This window comes from Bradyrhizobium sp. LA6.1 (assembly GCF_040547805.1).
Taxonomy (GTDB): Bacteria; Pseudomonadota; Alphaproteobacteria; order Rhizobiales; family Xanthobacteraceae; genus Bradyrhizobium; species Bradyrhizobium barranii.
Genome location: NZ_JBEPQK010000023.1, coordinates 72,452 through 93,414, shown reverse-complemented (window position 1 = coordinate 93,414; position 20,963 = coordinate 72,452). Strand labels below are relative to the sequence as shown.

At 65.1% G+C, this 20,963-nt stretch carries 20 protein-coding genes; 11 read left to right on the top strand and 9 right to left on the bottom strand.

Annotated features, from left to right (window positions below; genetic code table 11):
- Window positions 1-2: 2 nt before the first annotated feature.
- Window positions 3-977 (bottom strand): ketopantoate reductase family protein, encoded by a 975-nt coding sequence (locus ABIB99_RS38360; RefSeq protein ID WP_135215913.1) that lies wholly within the window; start codon window positions 975-977, stop codon window positions 3-5.
- Window positions 978-1,136: 159 nt separating this feature from the next.
- Between ABIB99_RS38360 and ABIB99_RS38355 the strand changes: the two genes are divergently transcribed.
- Complete coding sequence (locus tag ABIB99_RS38355) at window positions 1,137-1,940, top strand: enoyl-CoA hydratase-related protein (protein WP_354180895.1); 804 nt, start codon at window positions 1,137-1,139, stop codon at window positions 1,938-1,940.
- A gap of 11 nt (window positions 1,941-1,951) precedes the next feature.
- Here the strand turns inward: ABIB99_RS38355 and ABIB99_RS38350 are convergent, their stop codons facing one another.
- Window positions 1,952-2,200: a hypothetical protein gene (locus ABIB99_RS38350; protein ID WP_354180893.1), complete on the bottom strand. Its 249-nt coding sequence runs from the start codon at window positions 2,198-2,200 to the stop codon at window positions 1,952-1,954.
- A 199-nt stretch (window positions 2,201-2,399) separates the two neighbouring features.
- On the opposite strand from ABIB99_RS38350, the gene ABIB99_RS38345 reads away from it, so the two are divergent.
- The gene (locus tag ABIB99_RS38345; RefSeq protein ID WP_208089158.1) at window positions 2,400-3,389 is read left to right on the top strand and encodes a TRAP transporter substrate-binding protein; all 990 of its coding nucleotides are present in this window, start codon (window positions 2,400-2,402) and stop codon (window positions 3,387-3,389) included.
- A 17-nt stretch (window positions 3,390-3,406) separates the two neighbouring features.
- On the top strand, window positions 3,407-5,443 hold the full coding sequence (locus tag ABIB99_RS38340) for a methyl-accepting chemotaxis protein (protein WP_354180891.1): 2,037 nt from the start codon (window positions 3,407-3,409) through the stop codon (window positions 5,441-5,443).
- 43 nt (window positions 5,444-5,486) lie between these two features.
- Here the strand turns inward: ABIB99_RS38340 and ABIB99_RS38335 are convergent, their stop codons facing one another.
- Entirely contained in the window at window positions 5,487-6,371 is an 885-nt protein-coding gene (locus tag ABIB99_RS38335; RefSeq protein WP_354180889.1) for a LysR family transcriptional regulator, read from the bottom strand.
- A 110-nt stretch (window positions 6,372-6,481) separates the two neighbouring features.
- Here ABIB99_RS38335 and ABIB99_RS38330 point away from each other — a divergent pair, with 110 nt between their 5' ends.
- Genes ABIB99_RS38330 through ABIB99_RS38315 form a run of 4 tightly spaced genes read left to right on the top strand, consistent with a single transcriptional unit; the run spans window position 6,482 to window position 10,500 of the window.
- Entirely contained in the window at window positions 6,482-7,849 is a 1,368-nt protein-coding gene (locus tag ABIB99_RS38330; RefSeq protein ID WP_354180887.1) for an FAD-dependent oxidoreductase, read from the top strand.
- Window positions 7,850-7,894: 45 nt separating this feature from the next.
- The gene (locus ABIB99_RS38325) at window positions 7,895-8,899 is read left to right on the top strand and encodes an ABC transporter substrate-binding protein (RefSeq protein ID WP_166345909.1); all 1,005 of its coding nucleotides are present in this window, start codon (window positions 7,895-7,897) and stop codon (window positions 8,897-8,899) included.
- A gap of 16 nt (window positions 8,900-8,915) precedes the next feature.
- Window positions 8,916-9,689 carry an ABC transporter ATP-binding protein gene (locus tag ABIB99_RS38320; protein WP_354180884.1) on the top strand — a complete coding sequence of 258 codons (774 nt, stop codon included), beginning with the start codon at window positions 8,916-8,918 and terminating at the stop codon, window positions 9,687-9,689.
- Window positions 9,682-10,500, top strand: coding sequence for an ABC transporter permease (locus tag ABIB99_RS38315; protein WP_354180882.1), 819 nt, complete (start codon window positions 9,682-9,684; stop codon window positions 10,498-10,500). Before ABIB99_RS38320 ends, ABIB99_RS38315 begins: the two co-directional genes overlap by 8 nt.
- Before the next feature lie 121 nt (window positions 10,501-10,621).
- Here the strand turns inward: ABIB99_RS38315 and gtdA are convergent, their stop codons facing one another.
- Window positions 10,622-11,662: a gentisate 1,2-dioxygenase gene (gene gtdA, locus ABIB99_RS38310; protein WP_354180880.1), complete on the bottom strand. Its 1,041-nt coding sequence runs from the start codon at window positions 11,660-11,662 to the stop codon at window positions 10,622-10,624.
- 209 nt (window positions 11,663-11,871) lie between these two features.
- Here gtdA and maiA point away from each other — a divergent pair, with 209 nt between their 5' ends.
- Together maiA and ABIB99_RS38300 are read left to right on the top strand one after the other, a co-directional pair.
- Complete coding sequence (gene maiA / locus ABIB99_RS38305; protein ID WP_354180878.1) at window positions 11,872-12,504, top strand: maleylacetoacetate isomerase; 633 nt, start codon at window positions 11,872-11,874, stop codon at window positions 12,502-12,504.
- The gene (locus ABIB99_RS38300) at window positions 12,494-13,006 is read left to right on the top strand and encodes a MarR family winged helix-turn-helix transcriptional regulator (protein WP_247316390.1); all 513 of its coding nucleotides are present in this window, start codon (window positions 12,494-12,496) and stop codon (window positions 13,004-13,006) included. Before maiA ends, ABIB99_RS38300 begins: the two co-directional genes overlap by 11 nt.
- Window positions 13,007-13,180: 174 nt before the next feature.
- Here the strand turns inward: ABIB99_RS38300 and ABIB99_RS38295 are convergent, their stop codons facing one another.
- From ABIB99_RS38295 to ABIB99_RS38275, 5 genes are all read right to left on the bottom strand, one after another.
- The gene (locus ABIB99_RS38295; protein ID WP_354180876.1) at window positions 13,181-14,794 is read right to left on the bottom strand and encodes a benzoate-CoA ligase family protein; all 1,614 of its coding nucleotides are present in this window, start codon (window positions 14,792-14,794) and stop codon (window positions 13,181-13,183) included.
- On the bottom strand, window positions 14,791-15,930 hold the full coding sequence (locus tag ABIB99_RS38290) for an FAD-dependent monooxygenase (protein WP_063980686.1): 1,140 nt from the start codon (window positions 15,928-15,930) through the stop codon (window positions 14,791-14,793). The genes ABIB99_RS38295 and ABIB99_RS38290 overlap by 4 nt, the downstream gene beginning before the upstream one ends.
- Before the next feature lie 188 nt (window positions 15,931-16,118).
- The gene (locus tag ABIB99_RS38285) at window positions 16,119-16,334 is read right to left on the bottom strand and encodes a hypothetical protein (RefSeq protein ID WP_028148322.1); all 216 of its coding nucleotides are present in this window, start codon (window positions 16,332-16,334) and stop codon (window positions 16,119-16,121) included.
- A 126-nt stretch (window positions 16,335-16,460) separates the two neighbouring features.
- Window positions 16,461-17,252 carry a cysteine rich repeat-containing protein gene (locus ABIB99_RS38280; protein WP_354180873.1) on the bottom strand — a complete coding sequence of 264 codons (792 nt, stop codon included), beginning with the start codon at window positions 17,250-17,252 and terminating at the stop codon, window positions 16,461-16,463.
- A gap of 236 nt (window positions 17,253-17,488) precedes the next feature.
- A complete protein-coding gene (locus ABIB99_RS38275) occupies window positions 17,489-18,490 on the bottom strand; it encodes an NADP-dependent oxidoreductase (protein WP_354180871.1) in 1,002 nt (333 codons plus the stop codon).
- 210 nt (window positions 18,491-18,700) lie between these two features.
- Here ABIB99_RS38275 and ABIB99_RS38270 point away from each other — a divergent pair, with 210 nt between their 5' ends.
- Both ABIB99_RS38270 and ABIB99_RS38265 read left to right on the top strand, forming a co-directional pair.
- Complete coding sequence (locus tag ABIB99_RS38270; protein WP_166074360.1) at window positions 18,701-19,996, top strand: dicarboxylate/amino acid:cation symporter; 1,296 nt, start codon at window positions 18,701-18,703, stop codon at window positions 19,994-19,996.
- A gap of 12 nt (window positions 19,997-20,008) precedes the next feature.
- On the top strand, window positions 20,009-20,929 hold the full coding sequence (locus ABIB99_RS38265) for an amino acid ABC transporter substrate-binding protein (RefSeq protein ID WP_063980690.1): 921 nt from the start codon (window positions 20,009-20,011) through the stop codon (window positions 20,927-20,929).
- Window positions 20,930-20,963 lie beyond the last annotated feature (34 nt).

Below are 20,963 nucleotides of genomic sequence, written 5' to 3'. Positions count from 1 at the left end.
GCTCAAGCGGAATAAAGCCCCTTGTCGCGCGCCTTCTGGATCGCGAGCGCGGCGATCAGGTCGAGCGTCGGCGTCGACAGGCCGGCGGTGCGGGCGAAGGCGGCGGGCGCCTTCACCAGCACGTCGATCTCCATGGCGCGGCCAAGCTCGTAATCCTGGAGCAGCGACGGCTTGTGGTTGGGGGCGGGGCCGCTGCGCGTCACGCGCTTGACCTCGGGGATGAAGTGCTGCGCGATGTCGTTGGCCTCGTTCAGCATGCGCGGAATGACCTCGGCAAAGGCGGGGTCGTCGCGCACGCCGCGCGCGGTCTGGCCGGTGAGCAGGCACAGCACCGACAGTGACATGTTGGTCAGGAGCTTTGACCAGATCGCCTCGCGGATCTCCGCCACCGGCGGCGATTCCAGCCGTGCGTCGTTGAGAACGCCGCGAAGCCTGGTGATGCGCTCGCAATTGCGGTCGTCGCATTCGCCGATCAGCAGGCGGTTGCGGTCCGGCGTCAGGTTCTGCACCACACCGGGCGCGATCACCTCGTTGGAGGAGAAGACGACGCCGCCGACGATCCGCTCTTTCGGAATGCATGCGCGCAAGCGCCCGCCGGGGTCGAGGAAGGAAATGTCGGGCGGCGTCGGATGCCGCGGCGGCAGGCCGATGCCGTACCACCAGGGAATACCGTTCTGCGCAAAGACGATCGCGGTGTCGTCATGGAGCAGCGGTTTTATGCTGGCGACCAGCCCCGTCAGCGCGGTCGCCTTGAGCGTGCTGATCACGACGTCCTGCGGGCCGAGCTGGGCCGCATCGCCGGAGGCGCTCACCTTGGCGGTGACCTCGGAATCGCCGACGCGCAGCTTCAGGCCATTGGCGCGGACCGCCTCCAGATGGGCGCCGCGCATCACGCACGAGACCTCATGGCCGGCGCGGGCCAGCCTGACCGCGATATGGCTGCCGACGGCGCCCGCGCCGAAAATGCAGATGCGCATGGTGTGATGTCCCGTCCCTGATCCCGTGATGTCGCCCGGCAGCAGCATGACACAACCCGCCATGCGATGGACGCGGCCGCCCTACGCCGGAAAGATATGGATCGGGATGAGTTGCCTCAGCCATAGTGGGCGGCAAACAAGATGCCCGGAGGATCGCCGATGACTGCCAACCCCGTCCTGTGGACCCTCGATGAGCGTGGGGTTGCGACCGTCACGTTAAACCGGCCTGAAGTGAACAATGCCTATGACGGCGCATTGATCGCAGGCGTGCTCGCGGCCATGGACGATCTCGGCGGGAAGTCCAACCTTCGCGTCGTCGTGCTCCGGGGCAATGGCAAGCATTTCCAGGCCGGCGCCGACCTCAAATGGATCAACGGCGTGCGGCCGCAATCGGCTGAGGCGAACGAGGCGGCGTCGCGGGCGACCTTCGAGGCCGTGCAGCGGCTTAATACCTTGCCGATCCCGACCGTCGCGCTGGTGCAGGGCGGCTGTTTTGGCGGCAGCACCGGCGTGATTGCCGCCTGCGACGTCGTGATCGCAGCGGACAATGCGCTGTTCTCGATCACGGAGGTTCGCTGGGGCCTGACCGCCGCCATCATCATCCCGCAGCTTTGCGATGCCATTAGTGTACGGCAAGTCCGCCGGTACGCGCTGACAGGCGAACGCTTCGGCGCCGAAGATGCCCGCCGCATCGGCCTCGTCCACGAGGTCGTCCCGCTCGCCGAACTGGAGGCTGCCGGCGCCAAGGTGGTCGAGCAGCTCCTTGCCAACGGACCGGAGGCGATGGCCGAGACCAAGCGGCTCGCGCTGGAGAGCTCGTTTGGCGGGATGGCGGTGGACGACGCCGCGTACAAGCGGCTGGTGCACCTGCATTCAGTCAAGCGCCAGAGCGCGGAGGCGGCGGAGGGGCTGGCGTCGTTCGCCGAGAAGCGGGCGGCGAGTTGGGGTGGCGGCAAAGGCTGAGCGTTTGTCGCTCAGCAGCCGCGGCAGATGTTGTTGATGCTGCGATAGACGGCATCGTCGTCCTGCCGCATCTGGCGCATCGATTCGAGCGTCTTGCTTTCCGCGCGCGGCTCCGGCTTGCGCTTGGCGGCCAGCGCGGCTTCCTGACGTTGGTAACACGCCTCGCGCTCCGGCTTGGCCTGGATGAACCGGCATTGCGCGACCTCGGCGCGGGCCGGGGCCGTACCGGCCATGATGCCGATCGCGATGACGGCAGCCATTTGTATTCTAGATCCCATCGTCATTCCCTCGAACCACTCATCATCCCACAGCAATCCGATACCATCTGCATCGGACCCCTGTCCCAAATCTCGTCGGCGGCGGATCGAGGCGAATCTCCGTAATTCCGCGGGGCCTTCCTTAAGGGTTCAATCATTCCCGGTCATTAGGGTTACGACAATTGTCACGCCATGGTGTCGAATGCACAGACGAGTTTTGGGACTTTGGAAAGCCGGATCGATCGTCGCCGCGGCCGCAGGGCTGCTGGTTCTGCAACCGGCTGCCGCTTCACCGCGATTGATCTCTCTGGCGTTCAATTCCCAGCTGGGGAGCCCGCAGCAAATCGGGGCCGATGAGTTTCGCCAGAAGCTGGTGGCATCGGCCGGCAAGCGCATCGTGATCGACGAGCGCGCCACCAACGCGCTCGGCAGCGAGAACGCCATCCTGGCGGCGACCCGGGCCGGCTCGGTCGATATGGCGGTGCTGTCGGGGTCTGTGGTCAGTTCGGTCGTCCCCGAACTTGGCGTGTTCGACATTCCCTTCCTGTTCCGCGACACAGCCCACGCGAAGGCCGTGGCGCAAGGTCCGGCCGGCGCGGCAATCGCCACCAAATTCGCTGACAAGGGGCTGACGCTGCTGGCAATCGGCCGACAGGGATTTCGCAACGTCACGAATTCCAAACGGCCGGTTCGCACGCCCGAGGATATCAAAGGTCTCAAGATTCGCGTCATTCCGAACGAGATCTACCAGATGACGTTCAAGGCGCTCGGCGCCGAAGTGGTCCCGATGGAATTTCCGCTGGTCTACACCGCGCTGAAGGACGGCCGGCTCGATGGGCAGGAAAATCCGGTGCCGACCATCGCCGGCTCCCGGCTCTACGAAGTCCAGAAATACCTCACGCTGACCGGTCACTTCTTCGCGCCGATCGCATTCGTCGCCAACCGTGCCATGTTCGAACAGCTTCCGCCGGCCGACCAGGCCATGCTGATCGCGCTGGCGAAGGAGGGAGCGGAGGCGACCTGGCAGGCGAAGCTCGATGCCGCGTCGCTCGAGCAAGTGCGTAGCGGCGGCATGGACGTCATCGAGACATTCGATCGCCAGCCCTTCGTCGACGCGGTCAAGCCGCTCGATCAGGAATTCGAGAAGCGGTTTGGCAAGGATCTGCTCGCCGCCATCCGCTCCACCCGTTGAAGAATTTCGGATTTGCCATGAAATTATCGCACATGATGTCCCGCGTCGGCGTTCGTCCGCGCGTGTTCGGCGGCTTCGCGCTGGTTCTCAGCTTTCTGGTCCTGCTCGCGGGCTTCGCCATGGTCCAGGTCGAGCGGATCGGCGGAACGGTCAATGAGCTCGTGACCAGCGCTGCCGGCGACGCCGGCATGTCACAGGCGCGGGCCGCGCTTCTGGAGGCGAACTCGGCGGTCGAGAAATTCATCCGAACCTGGAATGTCGGCGACAAGGATGCCGCGGCCAAGGCCATCGACGGCGTCGGCAAACTGGCCGATCAGGTCGACCGGCAGTTCGGCAAGCTGCAAGCGATCGCGGAAGGCATCGGCCCGGTCAAGACCGCGCTGGAAACCTATCGCTCGTCGTTCACCGCGGCAGCGGAGGCGGCGGATCGGCTGCGCGCCGCGACCACGAAAACCGACGCCCAGGGTGCAGCCGCCGGCCTCAATGTCAGCGGCATTCAAGTTGCGCTCGCCAACCGGTCCGAAGACGCGGAACGGCTGGTCAACCCGATGCGTCTGGCCGGCGTCGTTGACGCACTGCGGATCACCGTGATGCGCTATGGCTCCACTTTGTCGACGGGCGATGCCGACGACGCCAGGCAGGCGTTGTCCTATGCCCAGCTGGCGATCGCAGACACCGAGGCTGAGTTGGCGGGGGCGAGCGACGCCAAACTGAAGGCGCTGGTCGCCGCGCTCAAGACCGCGATCACTGCCGACGCGGCCGCGCTGGACGAGGTCATCAAGGTGGCCGCCGATCTGCGCGCCAGACAGGCCGAATTGAAGAAGGCCAGTGCGGCAATCGACGACCACGTCAACAAGATCAACGCGAAGCTCGGCACCGTGCGCGCCGAGCAGGGCGACAAGACCGCGGCAGCGGTCGATCAGACCAAGCAGACCGTCATCGCGACCGCGGCCGGCGCGCTGCTGCTGGGAGCGGTGCTGGCGTGGCTGATCGGCGCCAGCGTGTCCGGTCCGATTCGCAGCATGACCGACCGGATGCAATCGCTGGCGGCGGGCGAGCTCGATGAGTCGATCCCCGGCGGCGACTCGCGCGACGAAATCGGCCGCATGGCACGCGCCGTCGAGGTGTTCCGCGAAAACGCGCTGGCGGTTCGCCGCATGGAAGGCGAGGCGACGGCACAGCGCGAAGCCAGCGAGGCTGACCGCGCCCGCATGATGTCGGATCTTGCCGGCCGCTTCGAGCAGGGCATGCAGGGAGTCATTTCCGGTGTCGGCGGCCGTGCCGACGACATGGGGCGCAGCGCCGAGGAGTTGGCAAAGGTCGCCGAACGCGGACGCGGGCTCGCCGAAGCGGTTGCGACCCGTGCCGAGCAAGCATCGATGAATGTGCAGACCGTCGCCTCCGCCACCCAGCAACTCGCGGCCTCGATCCGTGAAATCTCGAGCCAGGTGCACCGCTCTGTCGCGGTCTCGAACAGGGCGACCGACGAGACCAACCGCACCTCCGAATTGATGCATGGGCTGTCGGATGCTGCTGAGAAGATCGGCACCATCATTCAACTGATTCAGGCCATCGCCAGCCAGACCAATTTGCTGGCGCTGAACGCGACCATCGAAGCGGCGCGCGCCGGCGACGCCGGCCGGGGCTTCGCGATCGTCGCCAGCGAGGTCAAGAGTCTCGCCACCCAGACGGCGCAGGCGACCGAGCAGATCGCCAGCCAGATCGCGACGATCCAGAGTGCGACCGGCCAATCGGTTCAGGCGATCAAGCAGTTCGGCTCGACCGTCAAGGAAATGGCCGACATCGCCACCGCGATTGCCGCGGCGGTCGAAGAGCAGGGCGCGGCCACGGGCGAAATCGCGCGCAACGTCGAGGAGGCGGCCAACGGCACCACGGCGGTGACGCAGGAAATCGGTCAGGTGCGCGCCGTGGCGGGCGAGACCGACGCCGGCGCCGAAGCCGCCCTCACGGTCGCAGCCGCCCTGAAGCAGCAGGCGGATTCGATGAGGTCGAACGTCGACGATTTCCTCCACACCATCCGCTCGGCCGCCTGAACGCGGAGAAGCCGGCGACGCCACGAGGGTGCACGAGGCGGCCTTACAGCACCGGTAGCAGCGCGCTCTTCAATTCGCGCAAGAGAGCCTGCACCGCGGCGGCGTTGCGCCGCCGCTCGGGGATCGCGGCCTTGACCCACAGCTCGGGAATTGGAAAGTCGCGCAGCACCGGCTTGAGCGTATCGTCGCGCAGGGCATCCGCCACGAGATAATGGGAGATCAGCGCGATGCCGTTGCCGGCGATCGCGCTGCGCGCCAGCACATGGCCCTCGTTGGAGGAGAGCAGCGGGCTGACCTGGATGCTGATGCGCCCGCGCGGGCCGTCGAAGATCCACTCCGGTCCCGTCGGCAGGAAGCTGAGGCAGCGATGGTCGACGAGGTCGCGCGGGTGCTTTGGCGCGCCGTGCTTCTTTAAATAGGCCGGTGAGGCGCAGAGCAGCCGTTTCAGCGGACACAGCGGCTCGTCGACCACACCGCCGAAGGAATGAGGGAAGGCGCCGATGGCGATGTCAAAGCCTTCGGTGACGGGATCCACCGGGCGGTCGATCAGCACGATCTCGAGCTTCAATCGCGGGTTCTGCGTCTGGAAGGCGCTGAAGGCGTCGGCAAGGCGCGCCACGGTGAGCGAGGTCGGCGCTTTGATGCGGAGGTGATCGACGAGATCGTGTCCCTTCTCGCCCATGCGCGAGAGCAGGTCGGTGGCATCGGCGACGACACTGCGGGCGCGATGCACATAGCGCTGGCCGGCCTCCGTCAGGCGCAGTTGCCGCGTCGAGCGATGAAACAGCGGCGCGCCGATCCGCGCCTCCAGTTGCGTGACGCGCTTGGCCACGACCGAGGTCGAGACATTGAGCTTGCGCGCGGCGGCAGAGAATCCGGCCGTATCCGCGGTGGCGAGGAAGGCCTGAAGGTTCACCAGGATGTCCATGTCGACCTTTCTCGATTCGAGAAAGCTGATCGCGTATTTTGGTGGATTGTAGCTCGTCCTGCGTTAATTCATAGTCGGCTTCAAGCAAGAGATTTTGGGAGCGGACGCGCATGCGGGCCATGATGATCGAAGAACCGGCACGCCAGGTGCCGCTCTACGGCGAATATGAAGTCGTCGTTCTCGGCGGCGGGCCCGCCGGCATCGTGGCGGCGGCGTCAGCGGCGCGCGCGGGACGAAAGACGCTGCTGATCGAGCGCTACGGCTTCCTCGGCGGCATGGGCACGGCTGCCGGCGTCACCAATTTCTGCGGCCTGCATGGCAATGTCTACGGCAAGGCCCATCGGCTGGTGCAGGGCATGGCGTCCGATCTGCTGGCGCGGATCGATCATTTGAACGGCCTCAACGCGCCGCATCTGATCCTCGGCAAGGTCTTCGCCCAGGCCTATGACACAGCGGCCTACAAGATCGCGGCCGACGAACTGCTCGCCAGCCACAAGGTGCACATCCTCTTCCATGCGCTCGGTGCCGGCGTCGTGATGGGCGATAACAGCCGCATCGATGCGCTGATGGTCGAGACCAAGGCCGGACGGCAGGCGGTTCGCGCCGAGATCTTCATCGATTGCTCCGGCGACGGCGACCTTGCGGTCTGGGCCGGGGCGCCCTTCGAGCTCGGTGACGAGCACGGCCATCCGATGTACCCCTCGATGATGCTGCGCCTCAACGGCATCGATCCCGAGAAGGCTGGCGATGCCTGGCGCACCATCCCGCAATTGATGGAGAAGGCGATCGCCGCCGGCACCCACACATTCCCGCGCAAGAGTGCGATCGTGCGGCCGCAGAAATCAGGCATCGAATGGCGGGTGAATTTCACGCAAGTGGCGCGCGAGGATGGCCACGCCATCAACGGCATCGAGCCCGACGACCTCACCCGCGGCGAGATCGAGGGCCGCAAGCAGGCGCTGGCCGCGTTCGAGTTCCTGCGCAGCACCGTGCCGGGCTTTGAAAAGTCCTACATCGTCGATCTGCCGCCGCAGCTCGGCATCCGCGAAACCCGCCGCATCAAGGGCGGCTACCAGCTCAGCGGCGAGGACGTGCTCGGCTGCGCCTCGTTCGCGGATTCGATCGGCGTCAATGGCTGGCCGATCGAGGCCCATGTTCCCGGCGACGTCGTCTTCACGTTCCCGCCAATCCCGGAATCGCGCGGCTATAACGAGCTGCCTTACCGGATGCTGGTGCCCGAGGGCGTCGACAATCTCCTCGTCGCCGGCCGCTGCGCCTCGATGACCCATGAGGGCCAGTCGGCGGCGCGGGTTTCCGGTGCCTGTTTCGTGATGGGGGAGGCCGCCGGTTCCGCCGCGGCGCTCGCGCTCTCAGGAAACCGCATCCCGCGCGACATCCCCATTGAAAAATTGCAGGAAACGTTGAAACAACAGGGCGCCTTCATCGGGCGGGACCAGCCCGTGCCTGAAGGTTTGTGACGGTTGTAACATTACGACCGAGAGAACAACGACGGAGGACACGGGATGATCGGGATTGCGCGGCTCGCACTGGCTGGCCTGATGGCGATCACAGCGATGGGCACGGCCCGGGCCGAAGACGCGCTGAAGGCCAGGGTCGGCGTGCTCCGCCTGTCGTCGTCCGCGCCCGTCTTCATTGCGCAGGACAAAGGATATTTCCGCGAGGCCGGTCTTGATGTCGAGCTGAAGTTCTTCGATGCGGCGCAGCCGATCGCGGTCGCGACGACCTCGGGCGACATCGATTTTGGCGTCACCGCCTTCACCGCCGGTCTCTACAATCTCGCCGGCAAAGGCACGCTGAAAGTGATCGGCGGTATGAGCCGCGAGAAGGCCGGTTATCCCCTGATCGGCTATTTCGCCAGCAACAACGCCTATGCCGCCGGGTTGAAGACGCCGAAGGACCTCGCGGGCAAGCGCGTAGCCGTGACGCAGGTTGGCTCGTCCTTTCACTATTCGCTGGGGCTGCTCGCCGACAAATACGGCTTCAAGCTCGCCGATGTGAAGATCGTGCCGCTGCAATCGCTGTCGAACGCGGCCGCCGCCTTGAAGGGCGAGACGGTCGATGCGGCGCTGCTGCCCATTTCTACCGCGCGAAAGCTGATGGACGAAGGCGGCGCGAAGTTTTTGGGATGGGTCGGCGACGAGACGCCCTGGCAATTGGGCGCGGTGTTCGCGTCGCCCAAGACGCTGACCAACAAGGTACTGGTGACAAAATTTCTCGGCGTACTCGCGAAAGCCGACCGCGAATATCACGACGTCATCCTCGCAGCCATGAAGGACGGCGTCGCGCCCATCAACGACAAGACAAAGCCGCTGCTGGAGATCATCGCAAAATACACCAATTTGCCGGTCGAGCAGGTGGTCGGCAATTGCGCCTATATCGATCCCGACGGCAAGCTGGACGTCAAGAACGTCGACAACCAGATCAAATGGCTCCAGGAGCAGGGTTTTGCCGACAAGGGCTTTGATGTGAACACGATCATTGCCAAGGATTTTGTGAAGGCGGATTGAGAGTAGAACGCGGCTTATGGACCTGATCGCCAACCACATCAGCCACCGTTTCGGCGACCTCGCCGTGCTCGATGACGTTTCCTTCACCGTCGGTGCCGGCGAAGTGGTGGCGATCGTTGGGCCTTCGGGATGTGGCAAAAGCACGCTGCTGTCGATTCTCGGCGGACTGTTGCAGCCATCGTCGGGCGCGCCCGAGCTGCGCGGATCGCCGCCGGCGGACAGTCTCAATCCGCTGACCTTCGTGTTCCAGGATTTCGCGCTGCTGCCCTGGGCGACGGTGGAGGAGAATGTCGAATTCCCGTTGCTGCATACCCAGCTCTCGGCCGTGCAGCGCCGCGCGCTGGTCGACGATGCCTTGCGTCGCACCGGCCTGACCGATTTTCGCACAACCTATCCGAAGCAGCTTTCCGGCGGCATGCGCCAGCGCGTCGGCATTTCGCGCGCGCTCGCGGTCAAGCCCGCTATCCTGCTGATGGACGAGCCGCTGTCGGCGCTGGATTCACAAACACGCGAGCTGCTGATGGAAGATTTCGTCCGCCTGCTCGCCGATGGCGGCATGGGCGCGGTCTATGTCACCCACAATCTCGAGGAGGCGGCGCGGCTCGCGGACCGCATCGTGGTGCTGTCGCGGCGGCCGGGCCGTATTCGCGAGGTCGTGACCGTGCCGATGACGCGCACCGAGCGCGGCGAGATCGCTGCGCGTGAAAAGCTGCTGGCGCTTCAGAACCAGATCTGGTCGCTGATCCGCAACGAGGCGATCGACGCCGAGCGCGAGGTTCAGCATGCTTGATCGCGCGGGGACGTCTGCGAAGGATGACACGAGGCGGCGCGTCCGTTTTCGCGGCGCCGGGTTCGTGCCCGCCAGCAGCCGCTTCGGCGGCTGGATCGCGCTCGCCCTCGTCATCGCGATCTGGCAGGCGGCCGGCAGCGCCGGGCTTGTCAATCCGCTGTTCCTGCCGGCGCCGGCTGCGATCGCGCGGGCGATCTACGAGCTCGCGATGTCAGGCGCGCTCTGGCAGCATCTGTCGGCCTCGATCCTGCGCATCGGCGTCGGCTGGGTGCTGGGAACGGCGGCCGGCGTCGCGGTCGGCTTCGCCATCGGCCTGTCGCGGCTTGCGCGCAGCGTCGGTATCACCTTCATCTCGGCGCTGTTCCCGATCCCGAAGATCGCACTGCTGCCATTGCTCATTCTCTGGCTCGGCATCGGCGAAGAGCCGAAGATCGCGACCATTGCGCTCGGCGTGTTCTTCTCCACCGCGATCTCGGTCTATAGCGGCGTCGACGCGGTGCCGCGCAACCTCATCCGCATGGCGCAGAGTTTCAACGTTCCCTTCGCCACCATCGTGCGCAAGGTGATCTGGCCCGGCGCGCTACCCGCCATCCTCGCCGGCTTCCGCATCACCGCGTCCGTCGCACTATTGCTCGTCGTCAGTGCCGAGATGATCGGCGCCCAGTACGGCATCGGCGCCTTTGTGCTTCAGGCCGGCAATCTGATGCAGACGGACCAGCTGCTCGCGGGCGTGGTGATCCTGTCGGTGTTCGGGCTTGTGGTCGGGAAGGTGATCGGCTGGCTGGAGACGCGGCTGTTGCACTGGCGGTAGCCGCAACCCGCGCGACCGTAGGGTGGGCAAAGCGTAAGCGTGCCCACATCTCTTCATCAGTCGCTGAAGCGTGGTGGGCACGGCGCAAGGGCGCCTTTGCCCACCCTACGAAACCGGCGGCTCACGCGTTCCCGCGATCCTCGCGAAACAGATCCAGCTTCTGCTGCACCGGACGATCCGAGAAGCTGAACAGCACGGCGTCGTCTTCGGCCTCGTGCGTCACCCACTGCCAGCTCGGCACCACGAACAGATCGCGCGGGCCCCATTCGAAAACGGCATCGCCAATCCGGCTGCGTCCTTTGCCCTCGATCGGACAGAACACCGTCGCATCGGTCGCGCGGTAGCGTGCGGTCTTGAAACCCTTCGGCAGCAACTGGATGAAGGTGCCGATGGTCGGCATTGCGAAATCGCCGGTCTCGGGGTTGCTGAATTTCAGCTTCAATCCGTGGCAGGCGTCCCACTCCTGGCTCGCGCGTGCCTTCTCCAGCGCCTCGCGGGTGTAGGCATAGGGATAGCTGAAGATCGGTGAGGTCTTGGACGATCGCTTCGCGTCGACCGGCAGCAGATTGTGGCCGTAGCGCGCAAAGCTGTCGCCGGCGGGCTTTGTGATCCTCTGCTGGTCGTCCTTGGAACCTTCCGCAAAAGAACAGTCGAAGAACTGCACCAGCGGGATGTCGAGGCCGTCGAGCCAGAACATCGGCTGGTCGGTCTCGTTGGAATGATCGTGCCAGGTCATCGACGGCGTGATGATGAAATCGCCGGGCTCCATCGCGGTGCGCTCGCCGTCGACCGCGGTGTGGGCGCCCTTGCCTTCGAGCACGAAGCGCAGCGCCGACTGGCTGTGCCGGTGTGCGGGCGCGACGTCGCCGGGCACCACCATCTGCACGCCGGCATAGAGCGAGGTCGTGATTTTCGACTGGCCACGCAGGCCGGGGTTCTCCAGCACCAGCACGCGCCGCTCGGCTTCCTTGGCCGTGATCAGTCGGCCCGCTTCCGTCATGTAGTCGCGGATGACGTCGAATTTCCACAGATGCGGGCGGCAGGCGCTCTTCGGCTCCGGCGTGATCAAATCGCTCATCACCGTCCACAGCGCGGTGAGGTTTTCGCCGTCGATCTTCTTGTAGAAGGCCTCGCGTTCCGGCGTCTTGGTCACGGCTTCCATGGTGCGGCTCCCGTTCGTTTTGTTGATTGACAGTATACTGACGATCTAGGTAGCGTCAACGTGACGAACGGACTACAAAGCCGCTGTCATTCCGGGGCGCGCCGAAAGGCGCGAGCCCGGAATCCATACTCCCGATCGTGGTTATGGATTCCGGGCTCGACGCTAGCGCGTCGCCCCGGAATGACGAATAAAATACAGGGAGGGTTCCGATGAAGCTGCACGGCTATTTCCGCTCCAGCGCCGCCTATCGGGTGCGGATCGCGCTGAACCTCAAGGGTCTCGGCGCCCAGCACCTGCCGCATCATCTTCGCAAGGGCGAGCAATGTGCGCCCGCCTATCTCGCCATCAATCCGCAAGGGCTGGTGCCGACGCTGGAGAACGATGCGGGAGCGGTGCTGACCCAATCGGTCGCCATCATCGAATGGCTCGACGAGACGCATCCCAATCCGCCGCTGCTGCCGAAGGATCCGCTGCCACGCGCCAAGGTGAGGGCGTTCGCGCTGGCGATCGCCTGCGACACCCACCCGGTGCAGAATTTGAAGGTGCTGGCGCGGTTGCGCGAGCTCGGGCTCGCCGAGGAGAAGGTCCAGGACTGGGCGGCGTGGGTCAACCGCGAGGGGCTGTCGGCCTGCGAGACGCTGATCAAGGACGAGGCGGGGCCGTTCTGCTTTGGCGATGTGCCGACGCTCGCCGATCTCTGCCTGGTGCCGCAGCTCGCCAATGCCCGCCGCTTCGGCGTCGATGTGTCGGCCTATCCGCGGCTGCTGAAGGCGGAGGCCGCCGCAAAGGCGCTGCCGGCCTTCGCAAACGCCGCCCCGGAGAAGCAGCCCGATGCCGAGTAAGCCCGCCCCTCCGATCACGATCGACGCGGTCTATGCCGCGCCGGGCTATCTGTTCCGGCGCATGCAGCAGATCGCAGTCTCGATCTTCATGGAGGAGTGCAAGGCGTTCGATCTCACGCCGGTGCAATATGCGGCGCTGATCGCGATCCACACCCATCCCGGCATCGACGCAACGCGGCTGTCGGCGGTGATCGCCTTCGACCGCTCCACGCTCGGCAGCGTGATCGAGCGGCTGCAGGCCAAGGATTTTATCGAGCGCAAGCCGGCGCCAGAAGACAAGCGCATCAAGCTGCTTTATCTGACGAAATCGGGCGCGGCGATCCTGCGCGAGATCATCCCCGCCGTCGAGCGCGCCCAGGCGCGCATGCTGGAGCCGCTGAAACCCGCCGACCGAAAGGCGCTGATGGGGCTCTTGGTGCAGCTCGTCGACCTCAACAACGAGGCCTCGCGCGTGCCGCTGCGCGCGGAGGACGCGCTGGAGCATCTGGGGAAGGCTGGGTGAGGGCGCTGCTCTTGCAGCACCAATGCTGTCATTCCCCGCGAAAGCGGGGAATCCAGTACGCCGCGGCTCCTCGGTTCAATCACAACCGCCTCTGGAATACTGGATCGCCCGGTCAAGCCGGGCGATGACGGCGGTTGTGTGGTGGCGGGAGTGTGCTCTTCACTGCTGCTGGCCTCACATCCTCAACAACGCCTGCCGATCGATCTTCCCCGTCCCCGTCTTCGGCAGCTCGTCGATGAAGATCACCTCGCGCGGATATTTGTAGGGAAGCAGCTTGCCCTTGACGTAATCCTGCAGCCGCCGCGTCGCCTCATTCTGATCGGTCGCGCGGTTGTTCATCACCACCACCGCCTTCAGCGTCATGCGCCGGTCCGGCAGCTCGGCGGCGAACACGGCGCATTCGCGGATATCGGGGTGGTCGGCGAGGCACAGCTCGACTTCGAGCGGGTAGACCCATTGGCCTGAGATCTTGATGAGGTCGTCGGCACGGCCGCGGAAGAAGTGGAAGCCGTCGGCATCGCGGACGAAGCGGTCGCCGGTGTAGATCCAGCCGCCCTCGCGGATGGTCTCGGCGGATTTGTCCGGTCGGTTCCAGTACAGCGGTGTGTTGGAATCGCCGCGCACCCACAAGATGCCTTCCTGGTCGTCGGCGACGTCGCGGCCGTCCTTGTCGCGCAGCGCGACCTCGTAGCCTGGCACGCGCAGGCCCGCGGCGCCGAGCTTCTTCTGCGCGGGGCGGTTGGAGAGATAGATGTGCAGCACCTCGGTCGAGCCGAGGCCTTCGACGATTTCGAGGCCGGTGAGCGTCTTCCAGCCGTTGAAGACGTCCGCAGACAAGACCTCGGCCGCCGAAAGCGACATGCGCAGCGACGAGAAGTTGGTCTTGTCTGCCCCCTCCGCCTTGGTCAGTGAGGTGTACAGCGTCGGCAGGCCGAAGAAGACCGTCGGCTTGTATTGCTCGATCGCGGCAAAGATCGATGCAGGCTTCGGCTGGCCCGGCAGCAGCAGCGTCGCGGCACCCGCGGAGAACGGGAAGGTGACGGAGTTGCCGAAACCGTAGGCGAAGAAGATCTTCGGCACCGAGAAGCAGATGTCGCCGGGCGTCAGCTTCAGCACGTTCTGTGCAAAGGCGGCATCGCTGTAGGCCATGTCGTGCTGGAGATGCACGATGCCCTTGGGCCGGCCGGTCGAGCCGGAGGAGTACATCCAGAACGCCATCTCGTCGCGATGGGTGTCCGCTTCCGCGAGCTCGGCCGGGAACTGCGCGAGCCAGCCGGGCGCCGCGATCGCCGCCGGCGCGGCGTGGCCGCGCGCTTCGCCGTTGACGACGATCAGCGTGCGCAGGCAGGTCGCCGCGCAGGCCTCCGCATCGAAGCGCGTCGCGAATTCGGCATCCGCCACCGCGACCGCCGCGCCGGAATCGGCGAGATAGAATTGCAGCAGGTCCGGCGGCGTCAGCGTGTTGATCAGGAGCGGCACGAAGCCGGCGCGCACCGCGCCGAAGAATGCGGCCGGATAGGCCGGGGTATCGTCGAGGAACAGCAGCACGCGGTCGCCGCGCTTCAGGCCAAGCGACGCGAAACCGTTGCCCCAGCGGCAAGCTTCCGCGCAAAGCTCGGAATAGCTGCGGGTCCCCGCGGGTCCGATCAGCGCAGGCTTGTCGCCGCGGCCCTTGGCGAGCTGGTCGAACAGCACGCGGCTGGCATTGTAGGTTTGCGGAATGGCAAAGCCGATTTCACGGGCGCCCGGGCCGTCGGCGGGCACCTGGTCGCGGATCTCGCTGCTCATGCGGCATCTCCGCCGTTCTTCTCGGCCTCGTAGCGCGTCATGAAGGCGGGCGACATCGCGCGCAGCCGGGGGTCGTCGATACGGCCGGAGCGGGTGATGTAGCTGTAGGCGAAGTCCATCAGGCCGAGCTGCATGTGCTGGGCGAAGTGCTCGTACCAGAAGGCCGAGGTGCGCGCGGCATTGACGAGCTTCTGCACCACCGGTTTTCGCGCGGCCTGATAACGGTGCAGCGCGGTCGACAGATGCGCATCCGACTCCAGCGCCTTGACCAGCGCAATGGCGTCCTCGATCGCGAGCCGCGTCCCCGAGCCGATGGAGAAATGCGCCGAGTGCAGGGCGTCGCCGAGCAGCACCATGTTCTTGAACGACCAGTGCTCGTTCCAGACCCAGGGAAAGTTGCGCCAGACCGACTTGTTGGAGACCAGGCAGTGGCCGCCCAGCGTGTCGGCAAAGACCTCCTCGCAGACGCCCTTGCACTGCTCGGCATCCTTGTAGGCGAAGCCATAGGCCTGCCATGTCGCGTGGTCGCATTCGACCAGGAAGGTGCTCATGGTCGGGGAGTAGCGATAGTGATGGGCATTGAAGGCGCCGCGGTCCGTCTTCACGAAGGTCTGCGACAGCGTGTCGAAGCGTTTCGAGGTCCCGTACCAGACGAACTTGTTGGAGGAGTAGGACAGCGACGTGCCGAAATCGCCCTCATAGGCGCGCCGCACCAGCGAATTCAGCCCGTCGGCCGCGACGATCAGGTCGTGGCCGTTGAGCTGGTCGATGGCGTGGATCTGCGTGTCGAAGCGCGGCGTGACGCCGGCGTCGAGCGCGCGCTGCTGGAGGAACTGCAGGAGCTCCAGCCTGCCGATCGAGGAGAAGCCGACGCCGTCGATGGCGACGCTGTCGCCGTGAAGGTTCAGCGTGATGTTCTCCCAGCTCTCCATATGCGGCGCGATCGCATCGACCGTTTCGGGGTCGTCGGCGCGCAGGAATTCCAGGGCCTGATCGGAGAACACGACGCCAAAGCCCCAGGTCGCGTCGGCCGGGTTCTGTTCGAACAGGTCGACTTGATCCTCGGGGTGACGCTTTTTCCAGAGATAGGCGAAATAGAGCCCACCGGGCCCCCCGCCAATCACGGCGATCCGCAACGTCTGCCTCCCTAATTGACAGTATACTTACTATCTAGGGGTACACTAATGTGCTCCGGCCGTCCGCGCCAGCGGAATTATCGAAGGCGGGGCGCGTCGAAGCTTACTCCCGGACACGCGCCAGGCGCGTGTCCGGGGCAGTGACGTTGCGAACCATAGCCAAACCGCGCGAGCTTGGCCATCCGGGGTCAGACGCAGCGCTTCACGTAGACGCCGTTCACCAGCACCCTGGTACAGCGGACCGCGGGAACCGGCTTGCGCACCACGACGGCCGCATTCGGCCCGGCACAGCCGGCGCGGTAGACGCCGCGGGCGCACACCACCGCGTTGGCATCGGTAGACTCAAAGGTCATGCTCGCGCCGAAGGCGAGGAGCGCGGCAGCAATAAGCAGAAATGAACGCATGTCTTTCTCCGGTCTTGTCGTGATCGAAATCGGTTACTTGCAAAGGGTTTGTCGCGGCAGGCGCGCGAAAATTCATTCGCGCGCGGCCGGTCGGTGGCGCGCGCTTGGCGCGCAATCCCGCGCCGCTTATCGCGCCGCGAATGGCGCCAGCACTTCCTTGCAGGCGGGTGACAGCGACGCGGCATTGCTGGAGATGCATTGCACGATGCGGCCCCCGCCCGGCGCGACGCCGGCGCAGAGCGTGCGGATGTCGGCACCGCAGGCCGAGCGCACGATGAACAGTTCTTCGCGCGGCCGTAGCGGGCGCAGAACGATCACGGCCGGCGCCGCCGCCGGTGCTGCTGCCGCAGGAGCTGCGCCCGCAGGTGCTGCTGTCGCAGCAGCGCCGCCGCCACCGGTTGCGGCGCTCACCGCCTTCTCACAGGCCGGCGAAACCTTGGCCTTGTTCTTCTCGAGACATTCGAGGGCGGGGGCGCCACCCGGCGGCACGCTGGCGCACACCTTGGGATAATCGGCGCGGCACGCGCTCTTGACCGCGGCAATCTGCGTGCTGCTCGGCTGCTTTGACGCCGCCGCTTTCGGAGCGGCTGCGGCGGCGGGGGCCGCTTCGGTCTTTGCCGGTTCAGATTTGGCGGGTGCAGCTTCAGTCTTCGGCGCCGCAGCGGGCTCGACCGCGCGAACCGCGGTCTGGCATCCCGATGACAGGCTGGACATGTTCTTCTGGAGACATTGATAGGCCTCCACGCCGCCGGGCGTGACACTCGCGCAGTGCGCCATGAAGTCCGAGCGGCATGCGGAGCGGATGGCGCTCTTCTGAGCCTCGGTCGGCGCTTGCGCGAATGCGCCTGTTGCAGTTGCGAAGAGCGTTGCCGCCAGCAGCGCGCGACGCGTTGATGCATGTTTCAACGTGTTGAACATTTGGGTAAATTCCCTGCCCTGTCGGTCACGCCGACGATTTTTAAATGTAATGCAAGCAATCATTGCGGGTGATGCCGCGTGCAGCATCATTGGCTGCCTCGGCCTCTACCGCAAGTAGATTATACGGGCGCAATTGCGACGCAACTAGAGCATGATCCGGAAAAGTGTGCCGCGGCTTTCCCTCGCGACAAACGCGGAACGCGTTGGCGCGGAGATCATGCTCAAACAATACGGCGTCAGAGCTTGACCATGCGCTTGCCGCGGTTCTCTCCCGCCAGCAATCCGATCAGCGCCTTCGGCGTATTCTCCAATCCGTCGATGATGTCCTCCTGCACCTTCAGCTTGCCGGATGCGACCCAGCCCTGGAGGTCGGCGAGCGCGCGCTGGCTCTCCTTCATGTAGTCCATCACGATGAAGCCCTGCATGACGAGCCGCTTCACCACGATCAGGCCGGGCACGCCACGCGGGCCGTGCGCGGCAGGCGCGCCGTCATATTGCGAGATCGCGCCGCAGCAGGCGATGCGGCCGTAATTGTTCATCTGCGGCAGGCAGGCTTCCAGAATGTCGCCGCCGACATTGTCGAAATAGACGTCGATGCCTTTTGGCGCGGCCGCGCGAAGGGCCTTGAACACCGCGCCGTCCTTGTAGTCGACGGCGGCATCGAAGCCGAGCTCGGAGGTCAGCCAGTTGCACTTGTCGGCGCCGCCGGCGATGCCGATCACGCGACATCCCTTGATCTTGGCGATCTGCCCGACGATCGAGCCGACCGAGCCGGCCGCCGCGGACACCACGACGGTCTCGCCCTCTTTGGGCTTGCCGACCTCCAGCAGGCCGAAATAGGCGGTGAGGCCGGCGATGCCGAACACGCTGAGCAGATGCGTCATCGGTTCGAGCTTCGGCATTTTCGTGAGATGCTTTGCCGGCACCGCGGCAAACTCCTGCCAGCCGGTGTCGCCGAACACGATGTCGCCGGCAGCCAGCCCCGGCGCCTTCGAGCTGACGACCTCAGCGATGCCGCCGCCGGCCATCACGCTGTTGGCCTCGACCGCGGAGCGATAGGTCGCGCCATGCATCCAGGCGCGGTTGGCGGCGTCGAGCGAGATGTAACGCACCTGCAGCAAGGCCTCGCCGTCCTTCGGCTCCGGCATCGCACCCTCGACCATCTTGAAGTGCTCGGCACCGAGCTTGCCGCTGGGCTTTTCGACCAGAAGAATCTGGCGATTGATGCTGCTGCTCATGGCGTTTCCTCTTCGTTTGCTTGACGATTATTGATGCAGCCGCCGCAAAGAAAACGTGCAAGCCGCATTCGTTGTGCGCTGCATGAAGGCTAGATCGCGCCGACCCGTTTCGCAACGGGAACATCAGGCCATCGCGCGAGCACGCCAAGCGTGTTGCGTCGTCGTCATATCTGCGACATCATGAAGCGCCGGTGTAGGTGGGGGTAAGCGATGTCGAACAAGTTTACGCAATACATTCTGGCCGCGATGGTGCTGGGCATCGTCATGGGGGCGGCGATCTTCAACTTCCTGCCTGACACCAGAGCCGAATGGGCTTCCTCCATCAACCTGATCGCCATGATGTTCCTGCGCCTGATCAAGATGATCATCGCGCCGCTGGTGTTTGCGACGCTGGTCGGTGGCATCGCGCATATGGGCAGCGGCTCGCGGCTCGGGCGCATCTTCGCCAAGACCATGGGCTGGTTCGTCAGCGCGTCCTTCGTGTCGCTGCTGCTCGGCCTCGTCATGGTCAATCTGCTCCAGCCCGGCGCGAACTTCCCCGGCACGCTGCCGCAGGCGGGGCAATCGACCGGCTTGCCGGTCTCGGCCTTCTCGATCGAAAAATTCCTGACCCATCTGATCCCGACCTCGATCGCCGACGCCATGGCGCAGAACGAGATCCTGCAGATCGTGATCTTCGCCGTGTTCTTCTCGGTGGCGATGGGCTCGATGCCCGAACGGTCGAAGCCGATCCTGGCAATGATCGACGACGTCGCTCACATCATGCTCAAGGTGACGAGCTATGTGATGCTGTTCGCCCCGCTCGCGGTATGGGCCGCCATCACGGCCACTGTCGCCAAGAACGGCCTCGGCGTGCTGTGGAAGCTCATCGTCTTCATGGGTGGCTTCTATCTCGCGCTTGGGATCCTGTGGGTCATCCTGATGATTGTCGGCTTTATGGTGATCGGGCCGCGCTACAGCCATCTCTTGAAGCTGATCCGCGAACCCCTGATGATCGCGTTCTCCACCGCGAGCTCGGAAGCGGCCTATCCGAAGACGCTGGAGGGGCTGACCAAGTTCGGCGCGTCGTCGCGGATCTCGAGCTTCGTGCTGCCGCTCGGTTACTCCTTCAATCTCGACGGCACGATGATGTACTGCACCTTCGCGAGCATCTTCATCGCGCAGACCTACCACATCGAGATGTCGCTCGCGACGCAGCTGGCGATGCTCGCGACGTTGATGATCACCTCCAAGGGCGTTGCCGGCGTGCCGCGCGCATCCCTCGTGGTGATCGCCTCGACGCTGTCGCAGTTCGGCATCCCCGAGGCAGGCCTGCTGATGATCATGGGCATTGACACGTTCCTCGACATGGGACGCAGCGCCACCAATGTCATCGGCAATTCGCTCGCGACCGCCGTGGTCGCGAAGTGGGAAGGTGAGCTCGGGCCCGAGCACGAGCTCGGACCCGGCGAAGCGACGACGCCGGACATGGTTCCGGGCGAACTGCCCGCGATGGCCGGCCATTGACGGGAGTGCATCATGCGCCTTTCAACGGCGATATCGGGTGGCCTGTTGCTGGCGGCGTGCCTGCTGGCAACCGGCGCCTCCGCCCAGACCGGCGGCAGCGAAGGGCTTAGCCCGACGCTGTCGGCCATCAAGAACAGGCACACCGTGCGGCTCGGCTATCGCGAGAGCTCGCCGCCGTTCTCCTTCCTCGACCAGTCAGGCCGCCCGATCGGCTACAGCCTCGAACTCTGCGAGGCCATCGTCGAGGAGATCGGCGTCGAGGTCGACGATCCCGATCTGAAGATCGACTACGTCAAGGTCACCTCGGACGACCGCATCGACGCCGTGCTCCAGAACAAGATCGACCTGGAATGCGGTTCGACCACCGCCAATGCCGAGCGGGGCAAGCGCGTCGCGTTCTCGCCTTTGATGTTCGTCGCCGGCACCAAGCTGATGGTGCCGAAGGCGTCAAAGGTCCAGTCGTTGACCGATCTGAAGGGCAAGACCGTGGTGGTGACGAAGGGCACCACCAACGAGCAGGCGATCCAGGCGGCCGACAAGAAGTCCTCGCTCGGCCTCAACATCGTCACCTCGCCGGATCACGAGCAGTCCTACCAGATGCTCGTCGACGGCAAGGCCGATGCGTTCGCGACCGACGACATCCTGCTCTCCGGCCTGATCGCGCGCCACAAGGCGCAGGACAAGTTCCGCGTCACCGGCGATTACCTGTCCTATGACCCTTACGGCATCATGTTCAGGAAGGGCGAGCCTCAGCTGACGGCGGTGGTCGACCGCACCTTCCGCAAGCTCGGCTCCAATCGCGATCTCGTTCCGCTCTACAACAAATGGTTCACCGCGCGGCTGCCCACCGGCGAACGCCTGAACGTGCCGATCTCCCTGCAGCTGGAGGAAGCCTTCAAGGCGATGGACGATTCCGCGAGCGCGAATAATTAGCGCTTACTTCCTTCTCCCCTTGTGGGAGAAGGTG

Bases quoted from the DNA above. Each gene is read 5' to 3' on its own strand.
- ABIB99_RS38360 (WP_135215913.1), bottom strand. From the start codon at position 977: ATGCGCATCTGCATTTTCGGCGCGGGCGCCGTCGGCAGCCATATCGCG.
- ABIB99_RS38355 (WP_354180895.1), top strand. From the start codon at position 1,137: ATGACTGCCAACCCCGTCCTGTGGACCCTCGATGAGCGTGGGGTTGCG.
- ABIB99_RS38350 (WP_354180893.1), bottom strand. From the start codon at position 2,200: ATGGCTGCCGTCATCGCGATCGGCATCATGGCCGGTACGGCCCCGGCC.
- ABIB99_RS38345 (WP_208089158.1), top strand. From the start codon at position 2,400: ATGCACAGACGAGTTTTGGGACTTTGGAAAGCCGGATCGATCGTCGCC.
- ABIB99_RS38340 (WP_354180891.1), top strand. From the start codon at position 3,407: ATGAAATTATCGCACATGATGTCCCGCGTCGGCGTTCGTCCGCGCGTG.
- ABIB99_RS38335 (WP_354180889.1), bottom strand. From the start codon at position 6,371: ATGGACATCCTGGTGAACCTTCAGGCCTTCCTCGCCACCGCGGATACG.
- ABIB99_RS38330 (WP_354180887.1), top strand. From the start codon at position 6,482: ATGCGGGCCATGATGATCGAAGAACCGGCACGCCAGGTGCCGCTCTAC.
- ABIB99_RS38325 (WP_166345909.1), top strand. From the start codon at position 7,895: ATGATCGGGATTGCGCGGCTCGCACTGGCTGGCCTGATGGCGATCACA.
- ABIB99_RS38320 (WP_354180884.1), top strand. From the start codon at position 8,916: ATGGACCTGATCGCCAACCACATCAGCCACCGTTTCGGCGACCTCGCC.
- ABIB99_RS38315 (WP_354180882.1), top strand. From the start codon at position 9,682: ATGCTTGATCGCGCGGGGACGTCTGCGAAGGATGACACGAGGCGGCGC.
- gtdA (WP_354180880.1), bottom strand. From the start codon at position 11,662: ATGGAAGCCGTGACCAAGACGCCGGAACGCGAGGCCTTCTACAAGAAG.
- maiA (WP_354180878.1), top strand. From the start codon at position 11,872: ATGAAGCTGCACGGCTATTTCCGCTCCAGCGCCGCCTATCGGGTGCGG.
- ABIB99_RS38300 (WP_247316390.1), top strand. From the start codon at position 12,494: ATGCCGAGTAAGCCCGCCCCTCCGATCACGATCGACGCGGTCTATGCC.
- ABIB99_RS38295 (WP_354180876.1), bottom strand. From the start codon at position 14,794: ATGAGCAGCGAGATCCGCGACCAGGTGCCCGCCGACGGCCCGGGCGCC.
- ABIB99_RS38285 (WP_028148322.1), bottom strand. From the start codon at position 16,334: ATGCGTTCATTTCTGCTTATTGCTGCCGCGCTCCTCGCCTTCGGCGCG.
- ABIB99_RS38280 (WP_354180873.1), bottom strand. From the start codon at position 17,252: ATGTTCAACACGTTGAAACATGCATCAACGCGTCGCGCGCTGCTGGCG.
- ABIB99_RS38275 (WP_354180871.1), bottom strand. From the start codon at position 18,490: ATGAGCAGCAGCATCAATCGCCAGATTCTTCTGGTCGAAAAGCCCAGC.
- ABIB99_RS38270 (WP_166074360.1), top strand. From the start codon at position 18,701: ATGTCGAACAAGTTTACGCAATACATTCTGGCCGCGATGGTGCTGGGC.
- ABIB99_RS38265 (WP_063980690.1), top strand. From the start codon at position 20,009: ATGCGCCTTTCAACGGCGATATCGGGTGGCCTGTTGCTGGCGGCGTGC.